This window comes from Streptomyces sp. NBC_00440, from assembly GCF_036014215.1.
Lineage (GTDB): Bacteria > Actinomycetota > Actinomycetes > Streptomycetales > Streptomycetaceae > Streptomyces.
In genome coordinates this window covers 7,873,165-7,899,849 of record NZ_CP107921.1, presented here as the reverse complement: position 1 = coordinate 7,899,849, position 26,685 = coordinate 7,873,165, and the positions used below count along the sequence as shown (strand labels likewise).

The 26,685-nt window shown below is 70.6% G+C and carries 15 protein-coding genes; 2 read left to right on the top strand and 13 right to left on the bottom strand.

Annotated elements, in window-relative coordinates; all coding sequences use genetic code 11:
• Positions 1-8: 8 nt before the first annotated feature.
• From OHB13_RS35040 to OHB13_RS35005, 8 genes are read right to left on the bottom strand one after another with little or no spacing between them, the layout of a single operon-like run.
• Entirely contained in the window at positions 9-4,025 is a 4,017-nt protein-coding gene (locus tag OHB13_RS35040) for an amino acid adenylation domain-containing protein (protein ID WP_328379845.1), read from the bottom strand.
• Positions 4,022-8,674 carry a non-ribosomal peptide synthetase gene (locus OHB13_RS35035; protein ID WP_328379844.1) on the bottom strand — a complete coding sequence of 1,551 codons (4,653 nt, stop codon included), beginning with the start codon at positions 8,672-8,674 and terminating at the stop codon, positions 4,022-4,024. The genes OHB13_RS35040 and OHB13_RS35035 overlap by 4 nt, the downstream gene beginning before the upstream one ends.
• Positions 8,671-9,510 (bottom strand): thioesterase II family protein, encoded by an 840-nt coding sequence (locus tag OHB13_RS35030; protein WP_266861794.1) that lies wholly within the window; start codon positions 9,508-9,510, stop codon positions 8,671-8,673. The genes OHB13_RS35035 and OHB13_RS35030 overlap by 4 nt, the downstream gene beginning before the upstream one ends.
• Positions 9,507-10,253 carry a thioesterase II family protein gene (locus OHB13_RS35025; protein ID WP_328379843.1) on the bottom strand — a complete coding sequence of 249 codons (747 nt, stop codon included), beginning with the start codon at positions 10,251-10,253 and terminating at the stop codon, positions 9,507-9,509. The genes OHB13_RS35030 and OHB13_RS35025 overlap by 4 nt, the downstream gene beginning before the upstream one ends.
• Positions 10,254-10,278: 25 nt before the next feature.
• Positions 10,279-11,550 (bottom strand): cytochrome P450, encoded by a 1,272-nt coding sequence (locus OHB13_RS35020; RefSeq protein WP_328379842.1) that lies wholly within the window; start codon positions 11,548-11,550, stop codon positions 10,279-10,281.
• Positions 11,534-13,375, bottom strand: a complete 1,842-nt coding sequence (locus OHB13_RS35015) for a non-ribosomal peptide synthetase (protein WP_328379841.1) — start codon at positions 13,373-13,375, stop codon at positions 11,534-11,536. The genes OHB13_RS35020 and OHB13_RS35015 overlap by 17 nt, the downstream gene beginning before the upstream one ends.
• A complete protein-coding gene (locus OHB13_RS35010; protein ID WP_328380463.1) occupies positions 13,365-14,462 on the bottom strand; it encodes a branched-chain amino acid aminotransferase in 1,098 nt (365 codons plus the stop codon). The genes OHB13_RS35015 and OHB13_RS35010 overlap by 11 nt, the downstream gene beginning before the upstream one ends.
• An 18-nt stretch (positions 14,463-14,480) precedes the next feature.
• Positions 14,481-15,575: an aminotransferase class I/II-fold pyridoxal phosphate-dependent enzyme gene (locus OHB13_RS35005; protein WP_266861802.1), complete on the bottom strand. Its 1,095-nt coding sequence runs from the start codon at positions 15,573-15,575 to the stop codon at positions 14,481-14,483.
• Between the two features lie 210 nt (positions 15,576-15,785).
• Here OHB13_RS35005 and vioC point away from each other — a divergent pair, with 210 nt between their 5' ends.
• Entirely contained in the window at positions 15,786-16,811 is a 1,026-nt protein-coding gene (vioC, locus tag OHB13_RS35000; protein WP_266861804.1) for an arginine beta-hydroxylase, Fe(II)/alpha-ketoglutarate-dependent, read from the top strand.
• A 41-nt stretch (positions 16,812-16,852) separates the two neighbouring features.
• On the opposite strand, the gene vioD is transcribed toward vioC, so the two are convergent.
• The 4 genes from vioD to OHB13_RS34980 all read right to left on the bottom strand — a co-directional run bounded on the left by vioD (position 16,853) and on the right by OHB13_RS34980 (position 20,516).
• The gene (gene vioD, locus OHB13_RS34995) at positions 16,853-17,968 is read right to left on the bottom strand and encodes a capreomycidine synthase (RefSeq protein WP_328379840.1); all 1,116 of its coding nucleotides are present in this window, start codon (positions 17,966-17,968) and stop codon (positions 16,853-16,855) included.
• Between the two features lie 11 nt (positions 17,969-17,979).
• Positions 17,980-18,996, bottom strand: coding sequence for a MupA/Atu3671 family FMN-dependent luciferase-like monooxygenase (locus OHB13_RS34990; RefSeq protein ID WP_328379839.1), 1,017 nt, complete (start codon positions 18,994-18,996; stop codon positions 17,980-17,982).
• Positions 18,996-19,238, bottom strand: coding sequence for an MbtH family protein (locus OHB13_RS34985; protein WP_328379838.1), 243 nt, complete (start codon positions 19,236-19,238; stop codon positions 18,996-18,998). Before OHB13_RS34985 ends, OHB13_RS34990 begins: the two co-directional genes overlap by 1 nt.
• A 102-nt stretch (positions 19,239-19,340) precedes the next feature.
• Complete coding sequence (locus OHB13_RS34980; protein WP_328379837.1) at positions 19,341-20,516, bottom strand: aminotransferase; 1,176 nt, start codon at positions 20,514-20,516, stop codon at positions 19,341-19,343.
• A 252-nt stretch (positions 20,517-20,768) separates the two neighbouring features.
• On the opposite strand from OHB13_RS34980, the gene OHB13_RS34975 reads away from it, so the two are divergent.
• Positions 20,769-23,117: a M20/M25/M40 family metallo-hydrolase gene (locus tag OHB13_RS34975; RefSeq protein ID WP_328379836.1), complete on the top strand. Its 2,349-nt coding sequence runs from the start codon at positions 20,769-20,771 to the stop codon at positions 23,115-23,117.
• A 93-nt stretch (positions 23,118-23,210) separates the two neighbouring features.
• Here OHB13_RS34975 and OHB13_RS34970 read toward each other — a convergent pair whose 3' ends face one another.
• Positions 23,211-26,519 carry a condensation domain-containing protein gene (locus OHB13_RS34970; protein WP_328379835.1) on the bottom strand — a complete coding sequence of 1,103 codons (3,309 nt, stop codon included), beginning with the start codon at positions 26,517-26,519 and terminating at the stop codon, positions 23,211-23,213.
• Between the last annotated feature and the right edge of the window lie 166 nt (positions 26,520-26,685).

Below are 26,685 nucleotides of genomic sequence, written 5' to 3'. Positions count from 1 at the left end.
CGGCCGGCTCAGCCGGCTTTCGTCTCCGCCCCGCAGCGGCCGCAGTGCGCGTCCAACGATTTCTCGATGACGCCGGCCAGCGCCTCGGCCTGGTCCTGGAGGAAGTAGTGGCTTCCCTCGGGGATCACGGCGAGGTCGACGCTGCTGCTGAACCGGTCCCACAGCCGGACTCCGCGACCGTATCCGGCGGTCATCGGGTCGGCGGTGCCCGCGATGAACGTGATCGGTGCGGAGAGCGGTGTGGGTGGTTCTGCGGGTTCGCTCAGCCAGGGCTCGGTCCCGCGGGTCCACACGTCGGCGAAGTAGCGGCCGCCCTCGGTCACGTCGTGGCGGAAGGCACGCATCACGAACGCGATGGTCTCGTCGTCGACCTCTGTGCCGAACCCGCCGATGGATCGCAGGTAGCGCACTTCCGCCTCGTCGGCCTCGGACACGCTCCCCCTGGTCGTCCCCACCGTCCGCGCACCGACCCGCAGCCACCCACGCTGCACCAGAGCCGCCATCACCCGCTGCAGTGCACCTCCGATGCGGCGTGGCTCGTAGAACGGGTACGAGGCTCCCAGGAACAGCCGTTCGACCGGCCGTCCCGCGGCTTCGACCCGGCGGACGACCTCGACGGCCATCGCCACGCCCACGCAGTGGCCGTAGACGGCGACGGGGCCGGGTGGCAGCGCCAGCACGGCCGCGGCGCACTCGCCGGCGATGGCGTCCACCGAGCGCAGTTGAGGGTCGCTTCCCGGTTCGTGTCCCGGCAGTGTCACCGCCTGGAGCGAGACATCGGAGGACAGTTGGCCGGCGAGGGCACGGTAGGCGATGGCGCTGCCGCCGCCGAACGGGACGCACACCAGGTTCGTTCCGGGCCGCGTCTGCGGCGGCGCCAGGTTCAGGAGCATGCCCGAGGCGGAGGCCGGTGACTCCAGTGCGGCGGCGAGGCCTCGCACGGTCGGGTGTGTGGTGATGAGGGGGATCGTCGCCCCGTCGATCTGCCGGATCGCGCGGACCGCGTCGAAGGAGGTACCGCCGAGCTCGAAGAAGTCGCTGTCGCGCTCGATCGACTGCACCCCGAGCACGGCCTCGAAGGCGGCGGCGACCGCCTTCTCACCCGCGGTCTCAGGTCCGCTCCACGGGCGGTTGGCCGGCCGTTGCACCTCTCGGCGCGGATCGGGCAGCTTTGAGCGGTCGAGCTTTCCGTTGCGGTTCAACGGCATCGTGTCGAGGACCGTCACCGTCGCGGGCACCATGTAGCGCGGCAGCCGGTCGGCGAGGTGCTCCTTCAGCCGCGCGGGCAGCTCCGTCCGGTCGGCCTCGGTGTCGGCTGCGGTCACGTACGCCGCGAGTTCGCGGTGCTCACCGCGCGCATGGACCGTGACCGCGCTCTCGCGCACGGCACGGTGCCCAGCCAGGGTGTGCTCCACTTCGCCGAGTTCGATCCGATACCCGTTGATCTTCACTTGGTGGTCGATGCGGCCGAGGAACTCCAGGGAGCCGTCGGCCAGCCTCCGTACCTTGTCGCCGGTGCGGTACAGCCGTGCGCCGGGGCCCGCCAGCGGGTGCGCGACAAACGTGGCCGCGGTGAGTCCGGGCCGTCCCACGTAACCGGTCGCGAGCTGGACTCCCCCCAGATACAGCTCTCCCGGCACCGAGCGCGGCGCCTCCGCGAGCCGTTCGTCCAGGACGTGGGCCCGTACGTTCGCCAGCGGCCGGCCGATGGGGACCACGCCCGGAGGGGCTGTGCCGGCGCAGTCCCACCACGTCACGTCCACCGCGGCCTCGGTCGGCCCGTACAGGTTGTGCAGTTCCACCTGCGGGAGTGTCTGTGCGAACCGGCGGGTGAGGCCGTGAGGCAGGGCCTCACCGCTACAGAGCACTCGGCGCAGGTCCGGCAGGTCGGTGGCAGCGGGGTCGTCGACGAACAGTTCCAGCATCGACGGCACGAAGTGGGCTGTCGTGACCCGCTGGTCGGCCAGGATCCCGGCCAGGTAGGCGGCGTCCTGGTGTCCTCCGGGGCGGGCCAGCACCATGACCGCGCCGGTGATCAACGGCCAGAACAGTTCCCACACCGAGACGTCGAAGCCGAAGGGAGTCTTCTGCAGCACGCGGTCGTCCGGTGTCAGACCGAAGGTGTCCTGCGCCCACAGGAGGCGGTTGAGAATCGCTTCATGGGTGACCGCGACGCCCTTCGGGCGGCCGGTGGATCCGGAGGTGTAGATGACGTACGCGAGGTCGGAGCCCTGCATCGGGACCGGTGTCCGGCTCGGGCCGGGCTCCTTCGGCGGCAGGGGGCTGACGACCCGCGTCGCGCCGATGCGGTGTGCGAGCGTCATCAGGCCGGGCTGTGCGATCACCACCTCGGCCCCGGCGTCGGCGACGATGAACGACAGGCGTGCCTCGGGAAGCGTCGGCTCCAGCGGCAGGTACGCCGCGCCCGCCAACTGTGCGCCGAGGACGGCGACTACGAGGTCATGAGAGCGTTCGAGACAGACCCCGACCGTCGAACCGTGCCGCACCCCCGCGTCGGCCAGCGCCGCGGCCACGGCGCACGACCGGTCCCACAGCTCGCCGAAGCTGAGCCCTCCGTCCTCCGCCACCACAGCGGGCGCGTCAGGCGTCCGCTCCACCCACCGCTGCACCAGTGCGGGCAGGCACGTCCCGCCGTCGCCGTAGCGGGCGAAGCTCCCGGACGCCGCTGGGTCCGCCTGGCCGAGGCGCGCGAGGCCGGAGGCGACGGGGCCGGTCCTCGCCTCTCGCGTCAGCCCCGTCAGGGCCGTCCGGAAGGCGCCGAGGATCTCCTCAACGTCCCGGGAGCCGATGCGGTCGCGGTGGTAGAGCGCACGCAAGGTGGACGCCGCGGTGACGAAGACGGTCAGGGGTTCGCTGGTCTTCTCGAAGTCCGTCAGCCCGCGCAGCGACAGTTGCTGTGCGTCGGTGATGTCACCGAAGTCCACGGGGTAGTTCTCCAGGACCAGCAGGCTGTCGAACAGCGGCTCGGTCGCCGTCACCTTCGCCCAGGACTTGATCTGGGCGAGCGGACTGAACTCGAAGCGGCGGGCCGCCGCGTTCAGCGCCTGGACCTCACGCAGCCACTCCCCCACTTCGCGGTCCATGGGGACCGTCAGCTGCAGCGGGAGGCTGTTGACGAAGCTGCCGACCATCCGCTCCACCTGCGGCAGCAGCGCGGGCCGGCCGGAGCAGGCCACGCCGAACCGTACGTCGGAACCTCCACTGAAGCACTCCACCACGAGGGCCCAGGCCGCGAGCATCAGGGTGCCCGGTGTGACCCCGTGTCGAGCGGCGGTCCGGCGCAGCGCGGCGCTCAGTTCCTCGCCCAGGACGAGGTTGTGCTCGTCGATGACCGAGGGCGGACCGTCCGGCGGACTCGGCCGCAGAGGACCCAGTCGGTTGAATCCACCGGCGTCCCCGAGGGTCTCGGTCCAGAACTCCCGTGCGGCGTCCAGGTCCTGCTGCTGGAGCCATGCGATGTAGTCGCGGTAGGGCGGGGCGGGGGCCGGTGGCGGTGCCCCTGTGGTGAGGCTGAGGTAGCGGTGGACGACCTCCCCGATGACCAGCGGCACGGACCAGCCGTCGATGGGCAGCATGTGGTGGGTCCACACCACGAGGTGCCGGTCGGCGCCCAGGCACACCAGGTCGAGGCGGAGCAGGGGTGCCTGCGCGAGGTCGAACCCTGCCGCCCGCTCGGCCGCGAGCAGCTGTGCTGCCTTCTCGTCCTGCAGGGCCGTGTCGAGTTGGGACCAGTCGTGGCGGCGCAGTTCAACGGGCGCGTGGCGGTGCACGACCTGCAGGGGCGTGTCCATGCCCTCCCAGTGGAAGGACGTGCGCAGGGCCGGGTGTGCGCGCACGGTCTGCTGCCAGGCGGTCTCCAACGCCGGTGCGTCGAGCGTTCCGTCGACGGCGAAACTGTGCTGCGCCAGGTAGGTGTCGGAGTCCCCGCCGTAGAGGCAGTGCAGCAGCATGCCTTGCTGCAGTGGTGACAGCTCGTAGACGTCCTCCACGTCCTCCGCGCTCACTCGGGCTGCCTCTCGGCGAGCCTGCCCAGCAGGCCGTCGAGCTGGGCCCGGTCGACGCGCGCGAGCGGGAAGTCCTCCGTCGCGCCCTCCGGGTTCGCCGCGCCGATCAGTGAGCGAAGGTGAGCGGTGTGGCGCAGGCAGAGACGTTCCACGGTCGTGGCGTCGTGCCGCAGTTCGCTGTATTCCCAGGAGACGGCGAGTTCGCCGTTGCGTACGCCGGCGCGCACATCGAGCGGATGGGGCCGCAGCTCGGAGGGGCTGCGATCGCCGCCGATGGTCTCCGCGGCGACGGCGAAGGTACCGGACGCAGGCTCCACGGCCTTGCCCGTGTAGGCGAACGAGAGATCGACCGGCGCCGCCCGCAGCGGCTCGCGCCCCTGGCTGAGCAGCTGCCAGCCGGTTCCGCCCGCGGGCACGGCGCGCAGCGTCTCCTTGACGGTGCGGAGTGTTTCCTCTCCGGCGGCGTGCAGGAGCAGCGGGTGGTCGGGGCTGAACCAGCCGATGGTGCGCGTGACGTCGACGTCGTCGAACAGCTGCGCCCGGTCGTGGCGGACGACGTCGACGAGGTGGCGCTCGCGGCCGGTCCACTCCTCAAGGGTGCGGGCCAGCGCCGCGAGCAGCAGTTCCTCGACGGTGCAGGCCAGCCGGTCGGGGGCCGCGAGCAGGGTGGCGGTCGAGGCCGGGTCGAGGCGCGCGGTGGCGGTCCGGGAGCCGGCCTCGGTGTCGGGTCCGCGCTGATCCGGATGGTCCCCGGGCAGTCGTCCGCGCTGTTCCTCCCCTGGATCTGCGGTCACCACCTCGGACCAGTACGGGCGTTGGCCCTGTACGGACTCCGATGCGGCATGGGAGGCGAGCCTGCGTGCCCAGGACTGCCATGACGTGGTCTTCGGCAGGAACCGCAGCGGCTCACCGGCCGACAGCTGCACCACCGCGGTCTCCAGGTCCTCAAGGAGGATCCGCATGGACGCTGTGTCGGCCACCAGCCTGTGGACCACGACGGCCAGCTGGTCCGCACGCCCCCGACCCGTTCGCAGCAGCGCGACCCTGATCATCGGTCCGACCGCGGGTTCGAGGCTGCGCTGCAGCTCCGCGCAGACCGCGGCGGTCCGCAGGTCCGGGTCCGGGCCGGCGGAGAGGTCGTGGTAGGCGAACGGGGTCTCGTCGCCGCGCGGGGCGATGCGCGACCGGGTGCGGGCCCCCGCGAGCAGCAGCCGCTGACGCAGCCCGTCATGGTGTCCGAGCACCGCCTCGACTGCCGCGCGCAGCACCTCGGGGTCGATCTCGACCGCCAGGTCGAGCAGCACCGAGAGGTTCCACTGCGCGGGCTGCGTCAACTCGGCCGTGCAGAAGGCGTGCTGGGTCGGTGCAAGGGGTGCGGGACCCGTGACGTCCGCCTGCTCGGCGTCGACGATGCGGCCGGCCTCGACGACCACGGCGAGCCGGGCGACGGACGGGTTCGCGAAGAGGTCGTACGGGGTCAGCCGCAGCCCCGCCTGCTGTGCCTGGGCAACCACCTGGATGGCGAGGATCGAGTCGCCGCCGACCTCGAAGAAGTTGTCGTCGACACCGATCTCTGCGATGCCCACGACACCGGCGACGATCCCGGCCAGCGCCTGTTCCGTCGCCGACTCCGGTGCGCGGAAGCCTGCCGCGCTCACCGCGTCTTCGCGGCTCGGAGCGGGCAAGCGCGCACGGTCGATCTTGCCGTTCGCGTTGAGCGGCAGCTCCTCCATCTCGACGAACGCCGAGGGGACGAGGTAGGAGGGAAGCCGTTCGAGGAGGAAGTCGCGCAGCCCGGCGGCGACACCGGCCATTCCGGCCGACGGCACCACATGGGCCAGCAGCCGGCGGTCTCCCGGGGCCGGCTCATGGGCCGTCACCACGGCCTCCGCGACCCCGGGATGGTCGATGAGGGCCGATTCGACCTCGGTGGGCTCGACGCGGAAGCCACGGATCTTGACCTGCGTGTCCACCCGGGAGTGGAACTCAAGGTTGCCGTCCGTGCGGCGCCGCACCAGGTCGCCCGTGCGGTAGACCCGCTCGCCCGGCGACGCCGGGTCCGCGACGAAGCGCTGTGCGGTGAGGCCCGGACGGCCCAGGTAGCCGCGGGCGAGGCTGACCCCTGCGATGTAGAGTTCGCCCACTCCGCCGTCCGGGACCGGCCGCATCCGCCGGTCGAGGATGCGCAGGTCGGCCGACGGAAGCGGGGTGCCGATCGGCAGGTTCGGCCACTCCGCCTCCGGGTCGTCCGGGTCCAGCCGGAAGAAGGTGGAGCTGACCGTCGTCTCGGTGAGGCCGTACACGTGGGCGAGGGGCACGCCGGTGCGCCGCCACATGGTGAGGCGCTCGGGCAGGACCCGCTCACCCCCGATGATCACCAGGCGCAGATGCCTCGGGAGCTGCAGGCCGAGCCGGTCGATCTCGCGCGTCCACTCGTGCCAGTAGGCCGTGGGCAGCTCCATGACCGTCAGGTGCTCCCGCTCGACCAGCGCGGCGAGGTCGTCCTCCCCGCTGATCAGGTGTTTCGTCGGCATCACGACGGCGCCCCCGGCGAGCCAGGTCGGGAACAGCTCTTCGACGAGGACATCGAAGCCCGGGGAGGCGAACTGCAGGAACCGGTCGCCGGTGCCCAGGCCGAGCCGATCCACCACGTCGCGGGCGAACACCGCGAGCGACCGGTGCTCGATCACGGCGCCCTTGGGCCGGCCGGTCGATCCCGAGGTGTAGACGACGTACGCCGCCGATGCCGGATCCGGCAGGTCGAGGTCGGCCTCGTCGCCGTCCTGTACGTCGTCACCGTCCATGAGGACGGTGGTCCATGCGCCCGTCCCTGGCCTGTCCGCCAGTGGCTCCTCCGTCACCAGCACCCGAACGTCCGCGTCGGCGAGCTGGAACGCCATGCGTTCCGGCGGGTAGGTCGGGTCGATGGGCACATACGCCCCGTGCGCCTTGAGCACGGCCAGGATCGCCACGGCCAGGGCCGGTGAGCGGTCGACCAGGACGCCGACGCGCGCGTCCCGCCGGACTCCTGCGGCCCGCAGCCGGTGGGCGAGCCGGTTCGCACGGCGGTTGAGCTCGGTGTAACTGGTCGCGACTCCGTCCCAGACGACCGCCGGAGCGTAGGGGGCGAGCCGCACCCTGCGCTGGAACTGCTCGATGAATCCGCTCACGTCGTAGGAGAACGTGGGCTCGCTCCCTGCGGCGCCGGCCCTGAGCTCGACAGCCCAGACGGGGGTATCGGGTGCGGTGACGAGCTGGTGGAGCACCCGCTGGAACTGCTCGGCGAGCAGTGCGACCGTGGCGGAGTCGAAGAGTTCGGACATGTAGTGCCACTGGATCTGCAGCGTCCCCGCGTTGGGCGTGACGTTGAGGGTGAGGTCGACCGAGGTCTTGGCCGGGGCGATCGACACGGGTGTGATGCGCAGTCCCGGCAGGTCCAGGGTCATGTCGGGCACGGTGAGTACGTTGATCCAGACCCGGCTGAACGAGGTGCGGGTCGACTCACGACCGAGACCGAGGCCCTCGGCGACCCGCTCGAAAGGGAGGTCCTGGTGGTCGAGCGCGCTCGCCAGCGTCGCGTGCGCCTCCCGTACGGCTTGACGGAGCGTCAGTCCGTCGTGCATCCGCACCCGCAGCGGCAGCGGATTGGCGAAGCTGCCGATGAGCCGCTGGCTCTCCCCGCGGGTACGTCCCGACACGAGCGAGCCGACGACGACGTCGTCCTCGCCCGAGTACCGGTTGAGCAGCACCGAGCACGCGGCGAGCAGCACGCCGAACAGCGAGGCGCCCTCCTGTTCGCCGAACCGCTGCACTCCGGCCGCCAGCTCCTGCGGGAGGTGCGTGTCGTACACCCCGCCCGCATACGTCGGGCGCGCCGGAACGGGACGGTCGGCCGGCAGCGCGGACTCGGCCGGCATGCCCTCCAACTGTTTGTGCCAGTGCTGGACTTCGAGCTCCTCCCGCTCCTCGTCACGCTCCTCGCGCTGCCACGCCGCGAAGTCCCCGAACTGGATATCGAGCGAAGGCAGGTCCGCCGGGCCGTCGCCGAGACGGCTGCGGAACATCGCAGCCAGCTCCTCGACGATGATCGCCAGCGACCAGGCGTCCGAAGCCGCGTGGTCGGCCGCGAACAGCGCGACATGGACCTCCGTCTCCAGCCTGAGCAGCGTCACCCGCAGGCGCTGCGGATCGGCAGGGTCGAAGGGACGGGTCATGTCACGTCGGGCGAGCCGCGTGACCTCGTCGTTGTGCCGGGCCGGCGCCAGATGGGTCAGGTCCACCACGGGCGTCGGCACCGGCGTCACCGCCTGGACGACCTGGACCGGTGTCCCCTTCCCGGCCAGGTCGATCGTCGTCCGCAGCACCTCGTGGCGCTCGACGATGTCGGTGAGAACACTGCTCAGCAGGCTCAGGTCGAGACTGCCTTCCAGCCTCAGGGCACCGGTGATGTTGTTGACCGACCGGATCTGTCCGACCGCCCACTCCCGGTGCTGGGAGACACCCAGCGGGGTGGGGGCGGAGCGGTCGCGCGGCAGGATCCGGCCCCCCGCGCTGTCCCCGCGAGCGGCCGCACGGTCGGCCAGCCGCGCCTCAAGCACGGCCCGCTGCTCCGGCGGCAGTGCGGCGATCCGCGATGCCAAGTCGCTCATATCGCCACTCCTTCGTCGATCGGCCGTGGCCCCGTTCCTTCCGAGGGAGCCGAGGGCCGGGTACGGGCCGGGGGTCCGTCGAGCGTTCTGCCGATGGAGTCGATCACCTTGGCCTCGGATGCGGAGTCGAAGAAGTGTCCGCACGGCAGGACCTCCATGGAGAAGGCCGCCGTCGTCTCGTCCCGCCACGCCTGCATGTGCTCCGGGCCCGCCTCAGGGTCGTGCTCCCCGGCGAAGGCGTGGATCGGCAGGTCGAGCGGCACGTCCGGGTGGAAGTCATGCGTACTCAGCACCGACAGGTCCGCCTCCAGGACGGGCAGCAGAGCGGCCAGCAGGCTCGCTTCCGCCAGCACGGACGGTGGGGTTCCGCCCATCTCCCGCACATAGCCCTCCAACCCGTCGTCGCGGTCCTCCCAGAGCCAGTTCCCGTCGTCGAGGGCCGGCCCGCCGCTCGCGGACACGAACAGGGCTCGGGGCAAAGGCAGTTCACGATCGCGCAGGGCGTGCGCCAGCGCCCACGCCACGCGAGCGCCCATGCTGGATCCGTAGCAGGCGAACGGCTGGTCCAAAGACGGCCCCAGCACGTCGATCAGCTCCTCCACCAGCGGATCCATCCGGGCATGGCGTTCTTCGAGGAACCGGTCCGCGCGCCCGGGAAGCTGTACGCCGATGACCTCCACCGACGGAAGCCGCGCGGCCCAATGGCGGAAGACCCCCGCGCTCCCGCCGGCGTAGTGGAAGCAGAGGAGCTTGGTCGCCCCGGCGGGCAGGGGCGCGGCGAACCGCTTCAGCCAGAGCCGTTCCCGCGCCGTCGCCGTCCGCGCGGCGCCGCTCATGACGCGACCCCGAGTGCCGCGCCCATCAGGTCGAGCAGCTCGGACGGCGCCTCGATGAACCGATGGTGACTGCCCTCCAGCAGTTCCGACTTCGTCTCCCCGCATGTCGGCCAGCCGCCCATGGTGGCGTACGGGATCTCCTCGTCCCCGGTCCAGCCGATGGCCACGATCGGGCACGGCAGCCGGAAGGGGTCGGGCACGACGTAGCGCTTGTTGGTCTCCACATCCGCGCGCAGGACCTCAAGGTACAACTCGATCAGTTCGGCGGACGGTGTGCCGCCCAGTTCGCGGATCAGCTTCTCCAGCTCGGCGCCCAGCTCGTGGTCGTCCATCTGCAGGAACCTGCCGGCGGGTCCGTCCTGCGGGGCGACTTCGGACGAGACGAACAGCGCCGACGGGGTCGCCACGTCCCTCGTCACCAGCTGCACCGAAGTCTCGTACGCCGCCAGCGCCGAACCGCAGTGGCCGAAGAAGCCGAACGGCACGTCGAGGTGGGGCGCCAGCCCCTCGATCATCTGCACGGCGAGTTCCGCGTAGGAGGTGAAGTTGGGCTCGGCGAACCGCGACTCGTGCCCGGGGAGCTCGACCGGCAGGTACTCCACACCGTCCCGCTCCACGGGCCACTGCCGGTACATGCTCGCTCCGCACCCCGAATAGGGAATGAGAAAGACCCGGGCGCGCGCGGACCGCGACGGTTCACGGGTCAGCCAGCGCTTGCGGAGGGGAGGTCGGGACAAGGACATGGGGAAACCCTTCCGACGTTCGGACTCAGCCTGCGTGGGCAGGCGACGCGGTGATCGGCAGCTTCCGGTAGCCGGAGACGAAGTTGGAGCGCAGCCGCTCGGGCTCCCCGGCAGGCTCGAACGCCGTGAACCGCGTCAGCAGCTCGTTGAACAGGGTGCGCAGCGTGACCCGCGCGACGGTGTGCCCAACGCAGTAGTGGGGGCCGATTCCGAAGGCCAGATGCTTGTTCGGGCGCCGGCGGATGTCGAAGTGCTCCGGATCCGGGAACACCGCACTGTCCCTGTTCGCCGCGCCGAGCCAGCTGACCACGGCTTCGCCCGCCCGTATGCGCGTCCCGCGAATCACCACGTCGTCGACGGCGTAGCGCATGAAGTGGCTGACGGGTGAGCCCAGGCGCAGCGCCTCCTCCACGGCCGTCGGGGTGGCGGTGATGTCCTCGGCCCACCGGCTGAGGGTTCCGTCGGCGATGCGCTCGGTCATCATGTAGTTGGGGGCGTGCGGCGTCGTGACGACCGCTCCGAGCAGCACGCTGTAGCAGTTGGACATGACCTCACCGGGGGTCATGGTGCGTCCGTCCACCTCGGTGGTGATCAGCACGCTGATGAGGTCGTCTCCGAGGTTGCGGCGCCGCTCGCGGTAGATGTCCTGGAAGTACGCGAACAGTTCACGATGGGCGGCGTCCAGTGTCGCCTGAGTGCCCGCCTCGTTCTGGTACGCGGGATCGTCGGCGGCGACGGAGGCGACCAGGAGCTCGCCCAGCCGCGGCCAGTCCGCACGCGGCAGCCCCATGGACTCGCCGCCGATGGCCACCGGGAGGGCCAGCATCGCCTCCGCGAAGTCGAAGCCGCCGTCGGCGGCCAGCGGTGCCAGCGCCTCGTCGACCAGGCTGCTGATCATGCTCTGCTGCTTCTCGATGGACTTGATGGCGAGCGCCTTCTGCAGGCGGGCCCGCATGACGGTGTGCCGCGGCGGATCGGTGGCGGCGATCTGCCGCCCGCCCGCCGGGTCCTCGACCCCGAGGATATTGATCATCGTGCCGCGCTCGGAGGTGAAGGCGGCGGCGTCCCGCAGCACCCGCTCCACATCGGCGTACGTCACCACCGACCAGAATCCGTTGTGGTCGTCCACCTGGGTCCACTCCAGGTGGTCCTCCTCGCGCATCCGCGCCCAGACTCCACGGAATCCCATCTCGGTGAAGGCCGCGGAGTGCGCCAGACCGGCGGCGGCCGCACCGACGGGACAGCCCGCGGCCGGTCCTGCGGACGAGTCGACCTCGTTCCTACTGAGCCGATGCATCCGTGGTCCTCTCTGGATTCGACTCCTCCGCGCTGCCGCGGAGCTCTTTCGCAAGTTCGGCGATCGTCGGTCGCAGGTACAGCGTGCGTGCGGGCAGCGTCGAGTCGAACTCCTCCGGCAGCGCGGCCAGCAACTCGGCGGCCAGCAGGGAGTGCCCGCCCAGGTCGAAGAAGTTGTCCTCGATCCCGACATCCTCGATGTCCAGCGCCTCGCTCCAGATCTCGGCCAATCGCGCCTCGACGGAGTTCCTGGGCGCCACGTACTCGTTCCACACGTTCCGCGGGATCTTCGCCGACGGCAGCGCCGAACGGTCCACCTTCCCGTTCGGGTTGAGCGCCAGCTCGGGGTGCACGACGATCGCCCACGGGACCAGATGTGCCGGCAGTCCCGCCTGCAGCTGCTCCCGCAGCGAGGCGCTGAACGCGGGCCAGGTCGACGGATCGCCCCCGGCGCCCACGTACGCGATCAGACGCGTATCGCTCGCCCCGTAGGTGCGGGGCACCACGGCTGCCTGCGCGACGCCGGGGAGGCGCAGGATCTCCGACTCCACCATGCTCGGCTCGACGCGGTAGCCGCGTATCTTCAGCTGCCGGTCCACCCGGCCGAGGAACTCAAGGGTGCCGTCGGCCCGCCATCGCGCCAGGTCGCCGGTGCGGTACATCCGGCTGCCCGGTGCCGCATCCGGGTCGAGGTCGGCGACGAAGCGCATCGCGGTCTCCGCCCCGCGGTGCAGGTACCCGTTCGCCACCCCGCTTCCGCCTACCCACAGTTCGCCGATCTCCCCGTCGGCCACGGGCCGCAGGTCGTCGCCGCGGACCACTGCGGAACTGCCGTCGATCGGGACGCCGATCGGGACTGTGGGCGCCGAACCCGGATCGCGTGTGGTCCAGCAGGTGCTGAAGGTGGTGTTCTCGGTCGGCCCGTAGCCGTTGGTGAAGACCAGGTCGGGGTAGGCGGTCATCACCCGGCTGACGTGGGCCGGGGACAGCACGTCCCCGCCGGCGAGCAGATGCCGGATCCCGGCCAGACCCTCCAGGTGGTGCATCACCATCTGGTGGAACAGCCCCGCCGTCAGCCACAGCACGGTGACGCCCTCGGCGCGCATGGTCCCGGCCAGATCGGCGAGATCCAGGTTGGCGCGCAGCGGCGGCCCCAGGGCCAGCCTCAGCCCTCGTACGAGGGGCATCCAGATCTCGAAGGTGGACACGTCGAAACCGACGCGGGTGAGCTGGAAGAACACGTCGTCGTCGCGGACATCGATCCACGACGGGTCGTCCACAAGGCGGAAGACCGCCCGATGCGAGACCACCACGCCCTTGGGGTCGCCGGTGGAGCCCGACGTGTAGCAGACGTACGCCGGGCTGTCCACGGGAGTTCGGTCGTCCTCGTCGGCCGGGACGGACGGAGATGCCTCGGGCTCGCCGTCGTCGATGTTCAGCACGACCGGCAGGTCGATCCGGTGGGCGGAATCGCTGTGGGCGACGGCGTATCGGGCGCGGGTGTCGGCCAGGATCCGCTCCCGCTGGCCGATGGGCTCGGCCGGGTCCAGGTAGAGATAGGCCGCGCCGGCCCGCAGCACGGCCGTCAGTGCCACGATCAGGTCGATCGACCGGTCGAGCAGCACCACGACGGTGTCGCCGCGCACCACCCCGGCGCTCCCCAGGCGCCGTGCCAGTGCCGCCGAGCGCAGGTCGAGTTCGCGGTACGTGAGGCGCAGATCCCCGTGGCTGACGGCGATCGCGCCGGGTGTGCGGCGGGCCTGCTCGCCGACCATCTCGTGGATGCAGCGCGGCTCCTGCGCACGGGCCCTGAGTTCAGCGGACATGATGGACCCAGCCCTCCGGGTCGGGCGCCGAACCGTGCTGGATCCCCAGCAGCTCCCGGCGCAGCCGGAGGGTGACCGGACCCGGTGCGCCGTCGGCGACCTTCCATTGCCCGCTCTCCGACTTCACGGTGCCGACCGGGGCGATCACCGCGGCCGTTCCGCAGGCGAACACCTCAGTGAGCTCACCGGACGCGCATTCCTCGCGCCACTGCTCGATGGAGATCGGGCTCTCGGCCGCGTCATAGCCCAGTTTCGGCCCCAGGGTGAGGAGCGAGTCCCGTGTGATGCCCGGCAGCAACGTGCCCGTCAGGGGCGGGGTCGTCAACCGCGGTCGTCCGTCGCGAGGTGTGTGGACGAAGAACAGGTTCATTCCCCCCATCTCCTCGGCCCAACGGTGTTCCATGGCGTCCAGCCAGACCACCTGGTCGCACCCGTGGGCCGTCGCCTCCAGCCCGGCGGCGAAGGCGCCCGCGTAGTTGCCGCCCGTCTTGGCGCAGCCCGTTCCGCCGCGGACCGCGCGCGTGAAGTTCGTCGACAGCCAGACCGCCAGCGGCTTGGGCTGTCCTCCGCCGAAGTACGCGGTGGCGGGCGAGGCGACCACACAGAACAGGAAGGTGCGCGACGGGTGGGTGAAACCCAGCGAGGGATCTGTCGCGATCATGAAAGGGCGGAGATAGAGGCTTCTGCCGGCCCCTTCAGGCACCCAGTCGCGATCGTGGGACACCAGCAGTTCGACGGCCCTGACGAAGATCTCCGGCGGCAGTTCGGGCATCGCCATGCGCCGCGCCGACGCGTTGAACCGTGCCGCGTTCGCCTCCGGACGGAACAGCGTGACCGCCCCGCCGGGGTGCCGGTATGCCTTCATCCCCTCGAAGAGCGCCTGCCCATAGTGGAAGACCGAGGTCGCGGGCTCCAGCGTGAACGACCCGTAGGGTTCCAGGCGTCCGTCGTGCCAACCGCGCTCGGCGGACCAGCGCAACGTCACCATATGATCGGTGAACGTCTGCCCGAACCCCGGCTCCTCCAACACCGCGTCCCGTTCAGCGGCGGGCCGGGGCCGGCGCGTAGGACAGATCTCGAAGTCCATCGTCGCGGCGGTCACCGCTCACCTCCGGGACGAGTAGGCGTCGGCCAGAGCCGCCGCTGCGGTGTGGACGACCTCGTACGGCCGCGCGAGCGACATACGTATACTGCGCAGGCCGCTCGCGGGATCGGCCCAGTAGAAGGGGGCACAGGGCAACACGTGTGCCCCGCGCGCCCTCAGGTCCTGGTAGAGCTGCGAGGAGTCGGGGCCGCCCTCCGGCAGCGCGACCCGCGCCACACTGATCTGGGAGTGGGGATCGGCGAGTTCGGTGCCGGCGGCCTCGATCGCCTCGCGCACCGCGCTGCGGTTGCGCTCGACGAGGGCGCGGGCGCGCTCGTAGCCGCCGTCGGCCCAGTCTCCTGCCAGCGCCTCGACCAGCTGCAGCACCACCGGTGACGCGGCCAGCATCGACTCGGAGAAGGCGCGCCTGATCGGGAGTGTGGTGCGTTCGCTGTAGGCGAGCATCCCGATCTTCAACTCGTGCATCGGCCACAACTTGCCGGTGTCCTCGATGATGATCCAGTCCGCGCCTGCTGCATCGAGCACGGCGTAGGTGTCGTACTGCGCGTCGCGCACCTGGCCGCGGAAGCTGGCGTCGACGATCACCGTCTGGCCGTGCCGTGCGGCGTGCTCGGCCAGCGAGCGCAGATGGCCCTCCGGGGTGACCAGACCCGTCGGATTGTTCGGCATGGTGATGACGACGGCGCTCACGGGCGACCCCGGCCAGTCCTGGTTGAGCAGCGCCTCTTCGTGCAGCGGGACCAGTTTCAGACCCCGGGTCTGGAAGAGGTCGGCGATGTTGTCGAACGTCGGATGCAGGACGGCGACCGTCGCTCCCGCCGGCAGCGCCCGCGCCACGATGTCCGTGGCGAGGGTCGAGGAGTAGCAGCTCAGGATGCGGCCGGTCCCGATCGGTGCCGTGCGCTGTCCGATCGCACCGAGGAAGGCGGTGTGCGCCGCTTCCTCGATGGACGGAAAAGCGCGACGGGTGGTGATCGCGAACATCTCCGGGATGCGGGCGACGATGGCTGCCTGCTCCGGCGACAACGCCAGACGCGCATGCCCGTCCGTCAGATTCAGGCGACCATCGGGGTCGGTCAGAGCGTCGACTTCCATCAAGGTCAAGTTCGCGGTCACGGATTCCCTCGTCTGCCGATATCACGGATTCCGAATCGGTATCAACGCTGGAGACCCTATTTTGGGAGGGCGCGGATTACTTGTCCCTTGTATTGGGCACGTCCGCCGTCGTCGTGTGTGCTCATACGCTTTTTCTTGTTCTACGCGTTCATGAACTCGCCGCGAACGGCCGCGGAAGAAGGAAGGGCGATGAACAAGCTCACGCTGACGGCGCACGACCGTACAGCAGTTGCCCCGCTGCTCAGCGACATCACTGCCCGGTGGACCACCATCGAGGACCCGGTTCTGCTGCGCCAGGCTCCGCTGCTCGCCCGGAGGTTGCCCGCGCGTCTTCTGGAGTTCCTTGAGGACCACCGGCTGCGGGAGCCGGCGGCCCTCTGTCTGGTCTCCGGTTTCGAGGTGGACGAGGAGGAGATCGGGCCGACACCGGGGCACTGGCGCGGCAGCCACGTCGGCTCGCCCACGCTGCGCTACGAGGTCTTCTTCCTGCTGTGCGCCTCGGTGCTGGGCGACGTGTTCGGCTGGGCGACCCAGCAGGACGGCCGGATCATGCACGATGTCCTGCCCATCAAGGGCCACGAACACTACGAGCTCGGCTCGAACAGCCTTCAGCACCTGTCCTGGCACACCGAGGACGCGTTCCACCCCTGCCGCGGCGACTACGTCGCCCTGATGTGCCTGAAGAACCCCGATGCCGTCGAGACGACGGTCTGCGACGCGGGCGATCTCGACTGGTCCGGCCTGGATGTCGACGCGCTCTTCGAGCCCGCCTTCACCCAGATGCCCGACAACTCCCACCTGCCCGTGAATTCGACATCAACGGGCGATCCCACCATCCAGCGGCTGCGCGAGGGCAGCTTCAAGACCATCGAGTCGTGGAACGCGAACCCCGTCAAGCGGCCCGTCCTTTTCGGTGACCGGGCCAATCCCTATATGGTCCTCGACCCCTACCACATGAAAACCGAGGGCTGGACCGAACGCTCGCTGACGGCTTATACCGGGCTGTGCGACGAGATCGAATCCAAGATGAAGGGCATCGCCCTCGAACGGGGCGACTGCGCTTTCATCGACAATTTCCGGGCAGTGCACGGCCGTAACTCCTTCCGGGCCCGCTACGACGGCAGTGATCGCTGGCTCAAGCGCCTGAACATCACGCGCAACCTCCGCGGTTCGCGGGCCTGGCGCCCTGCCGCGGACCACCGGGTCATCTACTAGCGCTCCCCGGTCGTGGGTCCGGCAGGGAGCCCCCGCCGGACCTACGACTTCAGCAGTACATCCAGGTTGGCCAGTCCCGCCGTGAGTTCGGCACGGGTGCCTCCGAAGCCCAGCCGGACGTGGTTGCGGTACGCGTCCCCGAAACACTCCCCGGGAATCAGCAACGTGCGGTACTCCTCGGCGAGCCGGCGGCACACCTCGGTGACGTCCTGAACGCCGCGCAGTTCGACGAGCGCGCTGACGCCGCCGGCGGGAGGTGTCAGCCGCACGCGGTCGGGGTGCTCGCCCGCCCATGCGAGCAGGAGTTCCCGGTTCTGACCGGCATGTGCGCGCTGCATGGCGACAATGCGGTCCGCTTTGCGGACGGCCCGTTCCGCGAAGAACTCCAGCACCGGTGAGACGTAGAGCGCCACATAGTCGCGCAGGTACGCCATCTCGGCGAGCATCTCGGGGGGCGCCAGACACCAGCCGGTGCGGATGCCGGCCAGGCCGTAGCTCTTCGAGAACGTACCGAAGGACAGGCTGCGTGCGTACCGGTCGTGCGGCAGGGGCAGTGTGTCGCCTTCGTAGGTGAGTTCGCCGAAGGCGTTGTCCCACACGAGCCATGCGCCGGCGGCGGCCGCGATCTCGATCAGCTCGTCCTGCTGTTCGCGGGTGATGGTTATGCCCGTCGGGTTGTGCGGGAAGTTGACCACGATCATGCGTGGCCGCTCCGCCGCCACCAGCTTCCGGAGCCGGTCCGTGTCGGCGGCGAAGCCGTCGCCGCTGGAGAGGTCCCACCTGCGCAGGCGGCAGCCGCGGGCCACCGCGATGTCGTGCAGCTGCTGGTAGGCCGGATCCACCACGATGACATCGTCACCGGGGCGCACCAGGGTCTGCATGACGAGCCAGATAGCCTCGCTGGACCCGTGGGTGACCATCACGCGCTCGCTGTCGCCGCCGGTCCAGCGGTCGGCCAGCGCGGCGCGCAGATTCCGCCCTCCCAGGGGCTCACTGTCGTGGAAGGGAAGGTCCGCCAGTTCGGCCAGGTCGAAGTCGGCTATGTGACACAGCTCGCCGACGGTCAGGTCCCGGACTCCGCTGCTGCCGATGTCGTGGTCGACCACGTGGTAGTAGCGCCGCATCCATTCTTCGAGCTTCGCGAGTGGCAGTTCCACTGCTCCCCCAATCACTGGACTGACGACGCGACATCGTCAAGATTGTCAAGGCTCTCCAGCACCAGCTCCGGGTCGATGCCGAAGTCGACCAGGCAGGCGATCTCGGTGACGCCGATGTCACCGAAGCGGCGGATGCGCTCCGCGCAGGCGGCCTTGTCGCCGACGAGACCACCGCCGCCCCGCAGCCGGCCCTTGGCCGTGGCCACCATGTCGTCCAGATCGGCTGCCGAGATGTCGGCGGCCTCGTTCTGCAGCTGCAGGTCGAGGTGGCGGCGGACGTAGGCGTCGTAGGACGAGTCAAGTGCGTCCGCGACGGCACGCGGATCGTCATGGATGTACGTGTGCAGCATCAGACCGACCCGTGGGCTCGGTGTGTGACGGGACGGCACGAACGCGGAACGGTAGAGGGCGATTCTCCGTTCGAGATCGTCGAAGCGTCTGCCGGTGAAGTTCGTGACGATCCCCGTGCCGCGCCGCGCCGCGTGCAGGAACGTCGTCTCGGACTGGCCCGACATCCACAAGGGAATGTCGGCTCGGTGCGGGCGTGGATACGTCGTGACCGATATCTGGTCGCCGTTGCCGTCGCTGCGCTTCTCGGCGTCCCCGTGCCACAGTCGCGTGAACCGGTCCATGGCGTCGTCCAGGGATTCGACTCGCCCGGAGTAGGCCTGCGGCGCCAGCACGAAGTCGTTGGCGTGCCATCCACTGGAGAAGGCGATCTCCGCACGTCCCGCCGACAGGTTGTCGACCACCGACCACTCCTCGGCGACCCGCACGGGATCGTGCAGGGGCAGCACCACGCTGCCGGCCCTGATCGCCACCCTGCTCGTCGACACGGCGAGGGCCGCACCCAGCACCGAGGGGTTGGGGTACAGACCGCCGAAGACGTTGAAGTGCCGTTCGGGCGTCCACAGCCCGCACATCGCGCTGTCGTCGATGCGGGCGGCGACCGCCTTCACCAACGCGTACGGATCCGCGCCCCCTCCCGCTTCCGCCTCCGCGGAGAAGAAGAAGATGCTGGTGTCCACTAAGCGCCTCCGCCGCGCCGCGCCGGTTCCCTGCCGGCTCCGGCTTCGTCACGGCGGGCGCTGCGCGGCCGAAGATCCGTCCAGGTCACCTCGATGTAGTCGAGACACCCCTGGCGTGTGTCCGCCTCGTGGCTGATGCTCCACCCGGGCGGAACCTCCAGCGCCGTCGGCCACAGGGAGTACTGCTCCTCGTCGTTCACGAGCACATGGAAGGTGCCGTCGGGATCGTCGAACGGATTCATGGTGCCTCACCAGTCGGATTCGACAGCTTCGGACAAGAGGCAAGCTACCGGCGCGCCCCCTCGTTGCACTGTCACGTGAAGCCAGGACACCGGCTCCTGGATCTACGCCGGTCGGGGCCCTGCGGCCCCCATGTCCCGCAGACGGACCACGAGTTCGGAGATGGCCGCAGGATCGGCATTGCTGACGCTCACGCGCAGGGTCCGGCGGTCCTCCGGCAGGAAGGCGGTTCCCGGGACCACCAGCACGCCGTGGTCGCGCACGAGACTACCCACGACGTCCTCCGTCGAACGATCCGCGAAGGGGTGCCTGAGCCAGCCGAAGAACCCACCGCACGACAGCAGTTCGAACCCACCCGGGCGCTCGGCCATCGCCTCGGTCAGCCACGCCCTCTGGCGTGCGAGTTCCCGCGCACGCTCGGTCCGCCACCGGCCGGCCTTCGTCAGCCCCGCCCACGCCGCCTCCTGACCGATCCGCGGGGCGCAGACCGCCACACAGTCGAGGAGTTTGCACACCTCACGATTGAGCTCGGCCGACGCCACGACGGCCCCGACCCGATAGCCGGGCAGAGCAAGGTCCTTCGAGAACGAGTGGAGGCTCACCACGGTCCGTGTCCAGGCCGGGTCGGCGAAGAGGTCGTGCGCCGGCCGGTCGGTGCTCCGGAACGAGCGGTACGTCTCGTCCACCACCAGGGCGATGTCGTGCCGTGCCGCCAACGTCGCGAACGCGGCGATCTCCTCGGGCGGCATCGTCACCCCCGTCGGGTTCCCCGGGGTGATCAGCACGATCGCGCGCGTCCGCCCGGTGATCAGCGGCCCGGCCCGTGCCGCGCGGGGCACCAGGTCCTCGTCGGGCTCCAGATACACCGGCGTGATGCCGTTCATGCGGAGCCACATGTCGTGGTTGAAGTAATACGGCAGCGCCAGCACGACTTCGTCGCCCGGGCCGGCCAGCGCCGAGGCGACCAGCGAGAACGCCTGGTTGCACCCCGCGGTGACGACGACGTTCTCCGGGGCCACTCGCCCTGCGTACGCTTCGCTCAGGTCCTCGGCCGTCGCGGCCCGCAGCTGCGGGAGTCCGGGCACCTCCGTGTACTCACTGCCGCCTCCCCGACGGACGAGGTCGGCCACGTACTCGCTGACGACCGGAGCCGGCGGATACTGCGGTGCCGCCTGCGCGAGATCGAGCAGCTTTCCCTCCCCCAGGTGCCCTTCGATCAGGTCGTAGGCAGCGCTGATGGGCGAGTCGCCCTGCTCGACCGTCTGACTCCGCAGCCGCATGGGCCCCTCTCCCTCGTGGTCGCTCGCCGTTGTCGGCCGGCGGCCGCGCGTCGGCGAGGAACGTGATCTCACCGTAGCGGTGTCCGTGCGGCCCGGGCTGTCCCCCTTTCACAGCACAGTCGCCGGCCGGGCCGAGCACGGGCGTTCTGCCCCAGGAGTCCCTGAAACCGGGGAGTGCTCGCGCCCGCGACGGCTGCCAGATCATTGGCCCAGGACAGGACCGTGCTCTCTGACGACAGGTCAGCAACGCCTATGACGACCCAGCAGCAGACACCGCCGCCCCCGGCCACGCAGGACAGCCCCTCGCCCACCACCACGTGGCACCGGCGCGCGGTGTCCCTCACGGTCGCGGTCGTGCTGCTGCTTCTGGGCGCGGCGAGCGTCTGGTCCCTGCGGACTCCTCAGCCGAAGCCGTCCTCCGCATCCCGGACAGAGTTCTCCGCGAATCGGGCTCTCGCACGGCTCCATGGCATCGCCGCGGTGCCGCACCCCGCCGGCTCAGCGGCCTCGGCCGACGTACGCGCCTACCTCGTCCGTGAGCTGCGCAGCCTCGGCGTCCGGCCCACCGTGCAGACGCGGGTCGGATCCCGCACACCGTCGGGCGGCTACCCGACACTCGCCCGGGTGAGCAACGTCTACGCCCGCATACCGGGTTCGAAGCCGACCGGCCGGGTCCTTCTGGTCGCCCACTACGACTCGGTGCCCAACGGCCCCGGAGCCAGTGACGACGGCGCCAATGTCGCCGCCGTCCTGGAGATCGTCCGTGCGCTCGGCTCCATGCCGCGGCCGCGCAACGACATCGACGTGCTGTTCACCGACGCCGAGGAGCCCGGTCTGCTCGGCGCCCGGGCGTTCGTCCAGTCGAAAGTCGCCGGCGACCCCCACCGCGTCGCCGTCGTGAACCTGGAAGCCCGCGGGGTGTCCGGCCCTGCCCTGATGTTCCAGATGAAGGGCGGTCTGACCTCTGCGGTCGCCGACTCCCACGCGGTGACCACGTCGTTCGCGAGCGCCTTGTACAGCCTGCTCCCCAACGACACCGACCTCACCGTCCTGGCGGGCGACGGCATGCGCGGCATCAACCTCGCCTTCATGGGCGGTGTCGCCCGCTACCACACCGCCCACGACGACATCGCCCACGTCAACGCCGGAAGCGTGCAGGACATGGGCGACACGGCCCTCGCCGCCGTGCGCTCGGTGGGCGCCGCCGACCTCGCCGAGGACGAACCCGATGGCACCTTTTTCTCCCTGTTCGGCAAGGTCATCTCCTACCCGGGCTGGCTCACCCTGCCCCTGGCCCTCGTCTCACTCGGGGCCCTCTCCCTGGTCCTGATCCGCGGCCGGCGTCACGGACTGCGTCCCTCCCGCGCCGGGCTCGCCGCGGGCTCGCTCACCGCTGTGCTCCTCGCGGCCGTGGGGGTCGGCTTCGGCGGATGGTGGATGCTGAGCACGCTCCAGCCCGCGTTCACCTTCGGCGTCGGGGCCGTCTATCACCCGGGGCCCTATCTTCTGGCGGCGTCGTTCCTGATGGTGGCGGTCCTCCTCCTCTGGTACCGGTGGGCGCGACGCCGTATGTCGTCCGTGGAGGCGAGCACCGGCGTCCTCGGCTGGTTCGTGGCGCTCGCCCTGATCAGCGCCGTGCTCCTCCCCGGGGGCGCCTATCTGTTCACCTGGCCGGCCCTGATCGGTCTGGGTGCGGTGGCCGCGACGCTGCATGCCGGCCGGCACTCCCCGCTGCATCCGCTGGCGACAGCCGCTTCGGCCCTGCCCGCCACCGTGCTCCTGACCCCGGTCTCGGTGCTGGTGACGACCGCGGTCGGGCTCGGGCTGGGCGCTGCTCCCCTGCTGATGGTGACGCTGCTCGCCGCCACGGCGCTCCCCCTCGTCGAGCCTTCGCCGAGCCGCCGCGTCTGCGCGGCGCTCGGGGCGGGCCTGCTCGTCAGCGCGACGGCAGCGGCGGCCGTCGCCGCTTCCATGAACGGGTACACCGACAGCAACCCGCGCCCGGTCAGCCTCGCGTATGCCTGGGAGTCCGACACCGGAACGGCCAGCTGGCTCAGCCGCGGCGGGCGGGAGCAGCCAGTTGTGGGGCGGCTGCTGGACGACGGGCCCGAGCAGCTGGACGACCGGATACCGTCCCTCGCGGGGGTGCCGCTCCACCACGGCCGAGCGCTCAAAGCCCCCGATGTTCCCGAACCCCGCATCAGGCGTACCGCCCCCGACGACATCGACCGCGTCACCGGCCGGCGCACCGTACACCTTCGCCTGACCGTTCCCGACGACACCTACCTGGTGGACGTGTTCGCGAACACCGCCACACACATGGTGCGGGGCGCCACGGTCGACGGCGTGGACATCGATGCGGGCAGGACCTCGCTCACCAAACCCTGGGGCTGGGGATTCCGCTACGCGGCCCCCTCCGACAAGGGCATGGACCTCACGATCCGGTCCGCGGGCAGCGGCCCCCTGCGCATCCGCGCCGTGTCCCTCACCTCCGGCCTCCCGGACGGTGTCCACGCCCCTCGGCTCCCGTCGAACGCCAGTTGGGCCGGCTGGCCGGTGCTGTCGGGGCAGACCATCGCCGTACGGACCTTCACATTCTGACCTTTACGTTCTGACCTTCACGCGTGACCGGGGTCCGGAGGGAGCCGCCCCGGTCACACGTCCGAGCCCAGCGCACGGGTCCTGCCTCAGCCCTCAGGCCCGGCGGGACGCCTCCGACTCCAGGTCGCTCAGCAGGGCCTCGACGTCCTCCGCCGGCTCCTGTTCTGCCTGCCGGAACGCGATGCGCTGCGCCAGCATCTCGACCGTCGACGAGGCGAAGATGTCGCGCAGGGTGAGGTCCACTCGGACGGTGTCCCGGATCTGGATGTTCAGCTGAGTCGCGAGCAGGGAGAATCCGCCCAGTTCGAAGAAGCTGTCATGGATACCGACGCGGTCGTCCTCCAGGAGCGCCGCCAGGATGTCGACAAGCTGCCGCTCCAGGGGGGTACGCGGGGCGACATACCGGTCGGCTGTCTCGCTCGACTCCGGTCGCGGCAGGGCAGCGAGGTCGTACTCGCCGTCAGCAGTCAACGGCAGCCCCTCCACCACCACGAGATGCTGCGGGAGCAGGGTGTCGGGCAGCCGTGCCGCAAGTCGCGGTTGCGCCGCGGCCAGATCGAACTCTCCGTCATCGGTGACGACATAGGCGACGAACCCGGTGCCTGCTCCGGCTGGCGCCGCGTCCACGACGAGGGCGTCGACGACGCCCGGGAGTTCCCGCAGCGCACACGTGACCTGGAGGGGGTCGGTCGACGGATCGTTGCCGGCCATGGCCACGAATTCGAGCGTCCCGTCGGCCCAGCGTCGCCCGAACTCCCCGTTCCAGCTGTCCCCGACGCGAAGTTCGGCGACCTCGCCGACCGCGGCTTCCTGCCCGCCTCGTCGCACGAGCCGAACGGTGCCGTGAACGGGATGGCCGAGAGGAACGCGCAGGGGCGCCGTGTCCACAGCCCACTCGTCCGGTATGTCGTGCAGCGCCGCCGGACGACCGTCGGGCCCGACGCCGTAGAGACCTGTGCACCGCGCCTCCGGGGCCGTCCGGCGTACTGCGACGACATCCTGGGGCACGAACGATCCCGCGTTCTCGACCAGGACGTGGCGCAGGGCCGGCAGGGAGAAGCCCGCCAGGGTCCGCAACACCGGGGGCGCCGCATAGAGCACGCTGACGCCGGCTTCGGCCAACTCGGCGGCCAGCGCTGTCGCCCCGACGGCAGGCGAGTGGTCGACCAGCACCACGGCCCCTCCCGCGGCGAAGGCGGTAAGGAGCGCCGAGATCACATGGTGGGTGGAGCCGGAGAGTACGGCGAACCGATCGTGAGCGCCGAACCCGTACCGTGCCACCGCCCAGTCGGGGCGAGAACCGGGCACCACGGTGTCGGTGCCCGGCTCCGTCCCGCCGCTCGGCGGCTTTCCGGGGTCGATGACGCAGGTCTCGTCCGCCCCGCGCCGCAGCGTGATGCCGGAGCCGTCGGCTCGTACGGTCAGGCCGTCGGAGACACGTCGGGCATCGCCCGAGCGATCCAGCGTCACCTGGACTCCGGCCCGGAGACTCCCCAGGAGTGCGGCCGCGCAGAGAGCCGTGGGCCGCCATTCGAGGACGACGTGGCGGTCGGCGTCATCGGGCCGGCGTTCCGGGGCGTGGACGGGGAGGTGGCGGGTCAGCGCCTGTGCGACGTCGTCCGCCGCCGCGTCGATGCGGCGGTAGGTCCACTCGCCGTCGCGGTCGACGACCGCCACCGCGTCCGGCTCGGCGGCCGGCAGCGGCCCACGGGGCGGTGCGGAGTCCGTGGTGGTCGGGTCCTCCGTCGGTCCGGGCACCAGCGTGAGGGACGGCTCACCGGGCGCGGCCGACCGGTACTCCCCCAACGGGCGGTCAGGAGCGCGCGTCGCGGTGCGAAGGACCGCCATCAGCTGGTCCAGAAGCTGCTCGATCATGTCCCGCTCGTAGCGGTTCGCATCGAATTCCAGATCGAAGCGGAGGACGCCGTCCCATTCGCGCGCGCTCAGGGTGAGCTCGAACTTGCTGGGCCGGGTCGGCGTGTCCAGCACCTCCCCCGTAGTGCCTGCGAGCGGATGGACCTCAGGCGTGTCGACCCCGTTCAGGATGACCTGGAACAGCGGTGTCCGGGACGGGACACGAGTGGCGGGGAGCTCACCGACCAGCAGGTCCAGTGGTGCTTCCGCATGGGCGTAGCCGCCGAGCGCTGCCTTGCGGGCCCGGGCGAGAACCTCGGCGAACGTCGGGTCGCCGCTGAGGTCCAGGCGGAACGGCAGCGTGTTGACGAAGAAGCCGATGAGGTTCTGCAACCGGGCGTCGGACCGCCCCGTGATCGGCACCCCGATCACCACGTCCTCCTGGCCCGAACAGCGGCTGAGTACCGTCCCGAACCCGGCGAGGAGCGCCATGAACGCGGTCGCGTCCGCCTTCCGGCACAGCTCGCCGAGCGCACGCGTGTCGGCTGCCGAGAGCGCGGCGGACACCCGTCCGCCGGTCGGCACATCGTCCGGTGTGCCGCGCCGCCTGCTGGGGAGCGCCAGCGCGGCCGGGGCGCCGGCGAGATGTTCGCGCCAGTAGTCGACCTGCCGCCGCAGGTACTCGCCGGTCAGCCACCGCCGCTGCCACACGGCGAAGTCCCGGTACTGGACCTCCAGCCGGGGCAGATCCGCCCGCTCCGGATCGCCGCCTGCCGCGTACAGGTCGGACAGTTCCTTCACGAAGACACCGACCGACCAGTCGTCGCACACGATGTGGTGTGCGGTGATGCTCAGCGCGTGTTCGGCCTCTCCCACCCGGATCACCAGACAGCGCACCAGGGGACCGGTTTCGAGGCTGAAGGGCGCGGCGGCATCGGCGTCCATCAGCTCGCGCGCCCTGGCCTCACCGTCGGGTTCGGCACGCACGTCCTCGAACCGGAGATGCCAGTCGTCCGCGAGTGCGTCGACGATCTGTATCGTCCGGCCGTCCTGTACGGGAAACCGGGAGCGCAGCGCCTCGTGCCGGTCCATGATGGCGCGCAGCGAGGCGTCCAGGGCTGCCAGGTCCAGGACGCCGCTGAGCCGCTGCCTGCCGTGCACATGGTAGGCAGCGCTCGGCAGGAGTTGGTCCTCAAGCCAGAGCCGCTGCTGGTCGTAGGACAGCACGGGATCGGCTCCCGCGGGCCGCCGGCTCACCTGGGGCCACTGGGCGGGCGCTGCGTCCATCACGTGCTGCGCGAGGGTGGCCACCGCGGGGGACTCGAAGAAGTCCATGGCCCGGACGCGCACGCCGTAGCGCTCGTGGATCTGCCCGAGTGCCCGCACCGCCATGAGCGAGCTTCCCCCGAGATCGAAGAAGTCGTCGAGCACGCCTACGTCGTCGCGCCGGAGGATGTCGCGGAAGATCCCGCCGATGCCCTCCTCGACGGCGGACCGGGAAGGCGCCGGACCGTCCCCGGCGACGTGCGCGCCGTCCGCGGGGGTCACGTCTGTCCGGTCGGATGCATGGGGCGAAGGATGAGAGGCCACGGCGTTCACGGTAAGGGCGGCCCCGGCCATCGGTGACGTCGCAGAAAACGGGTACCGGCTCGCGTACGTCGCAGGTGTGTCACTCGAACACCCGACAGGAGTCCTGCGCACAGGCCGGGTTGAC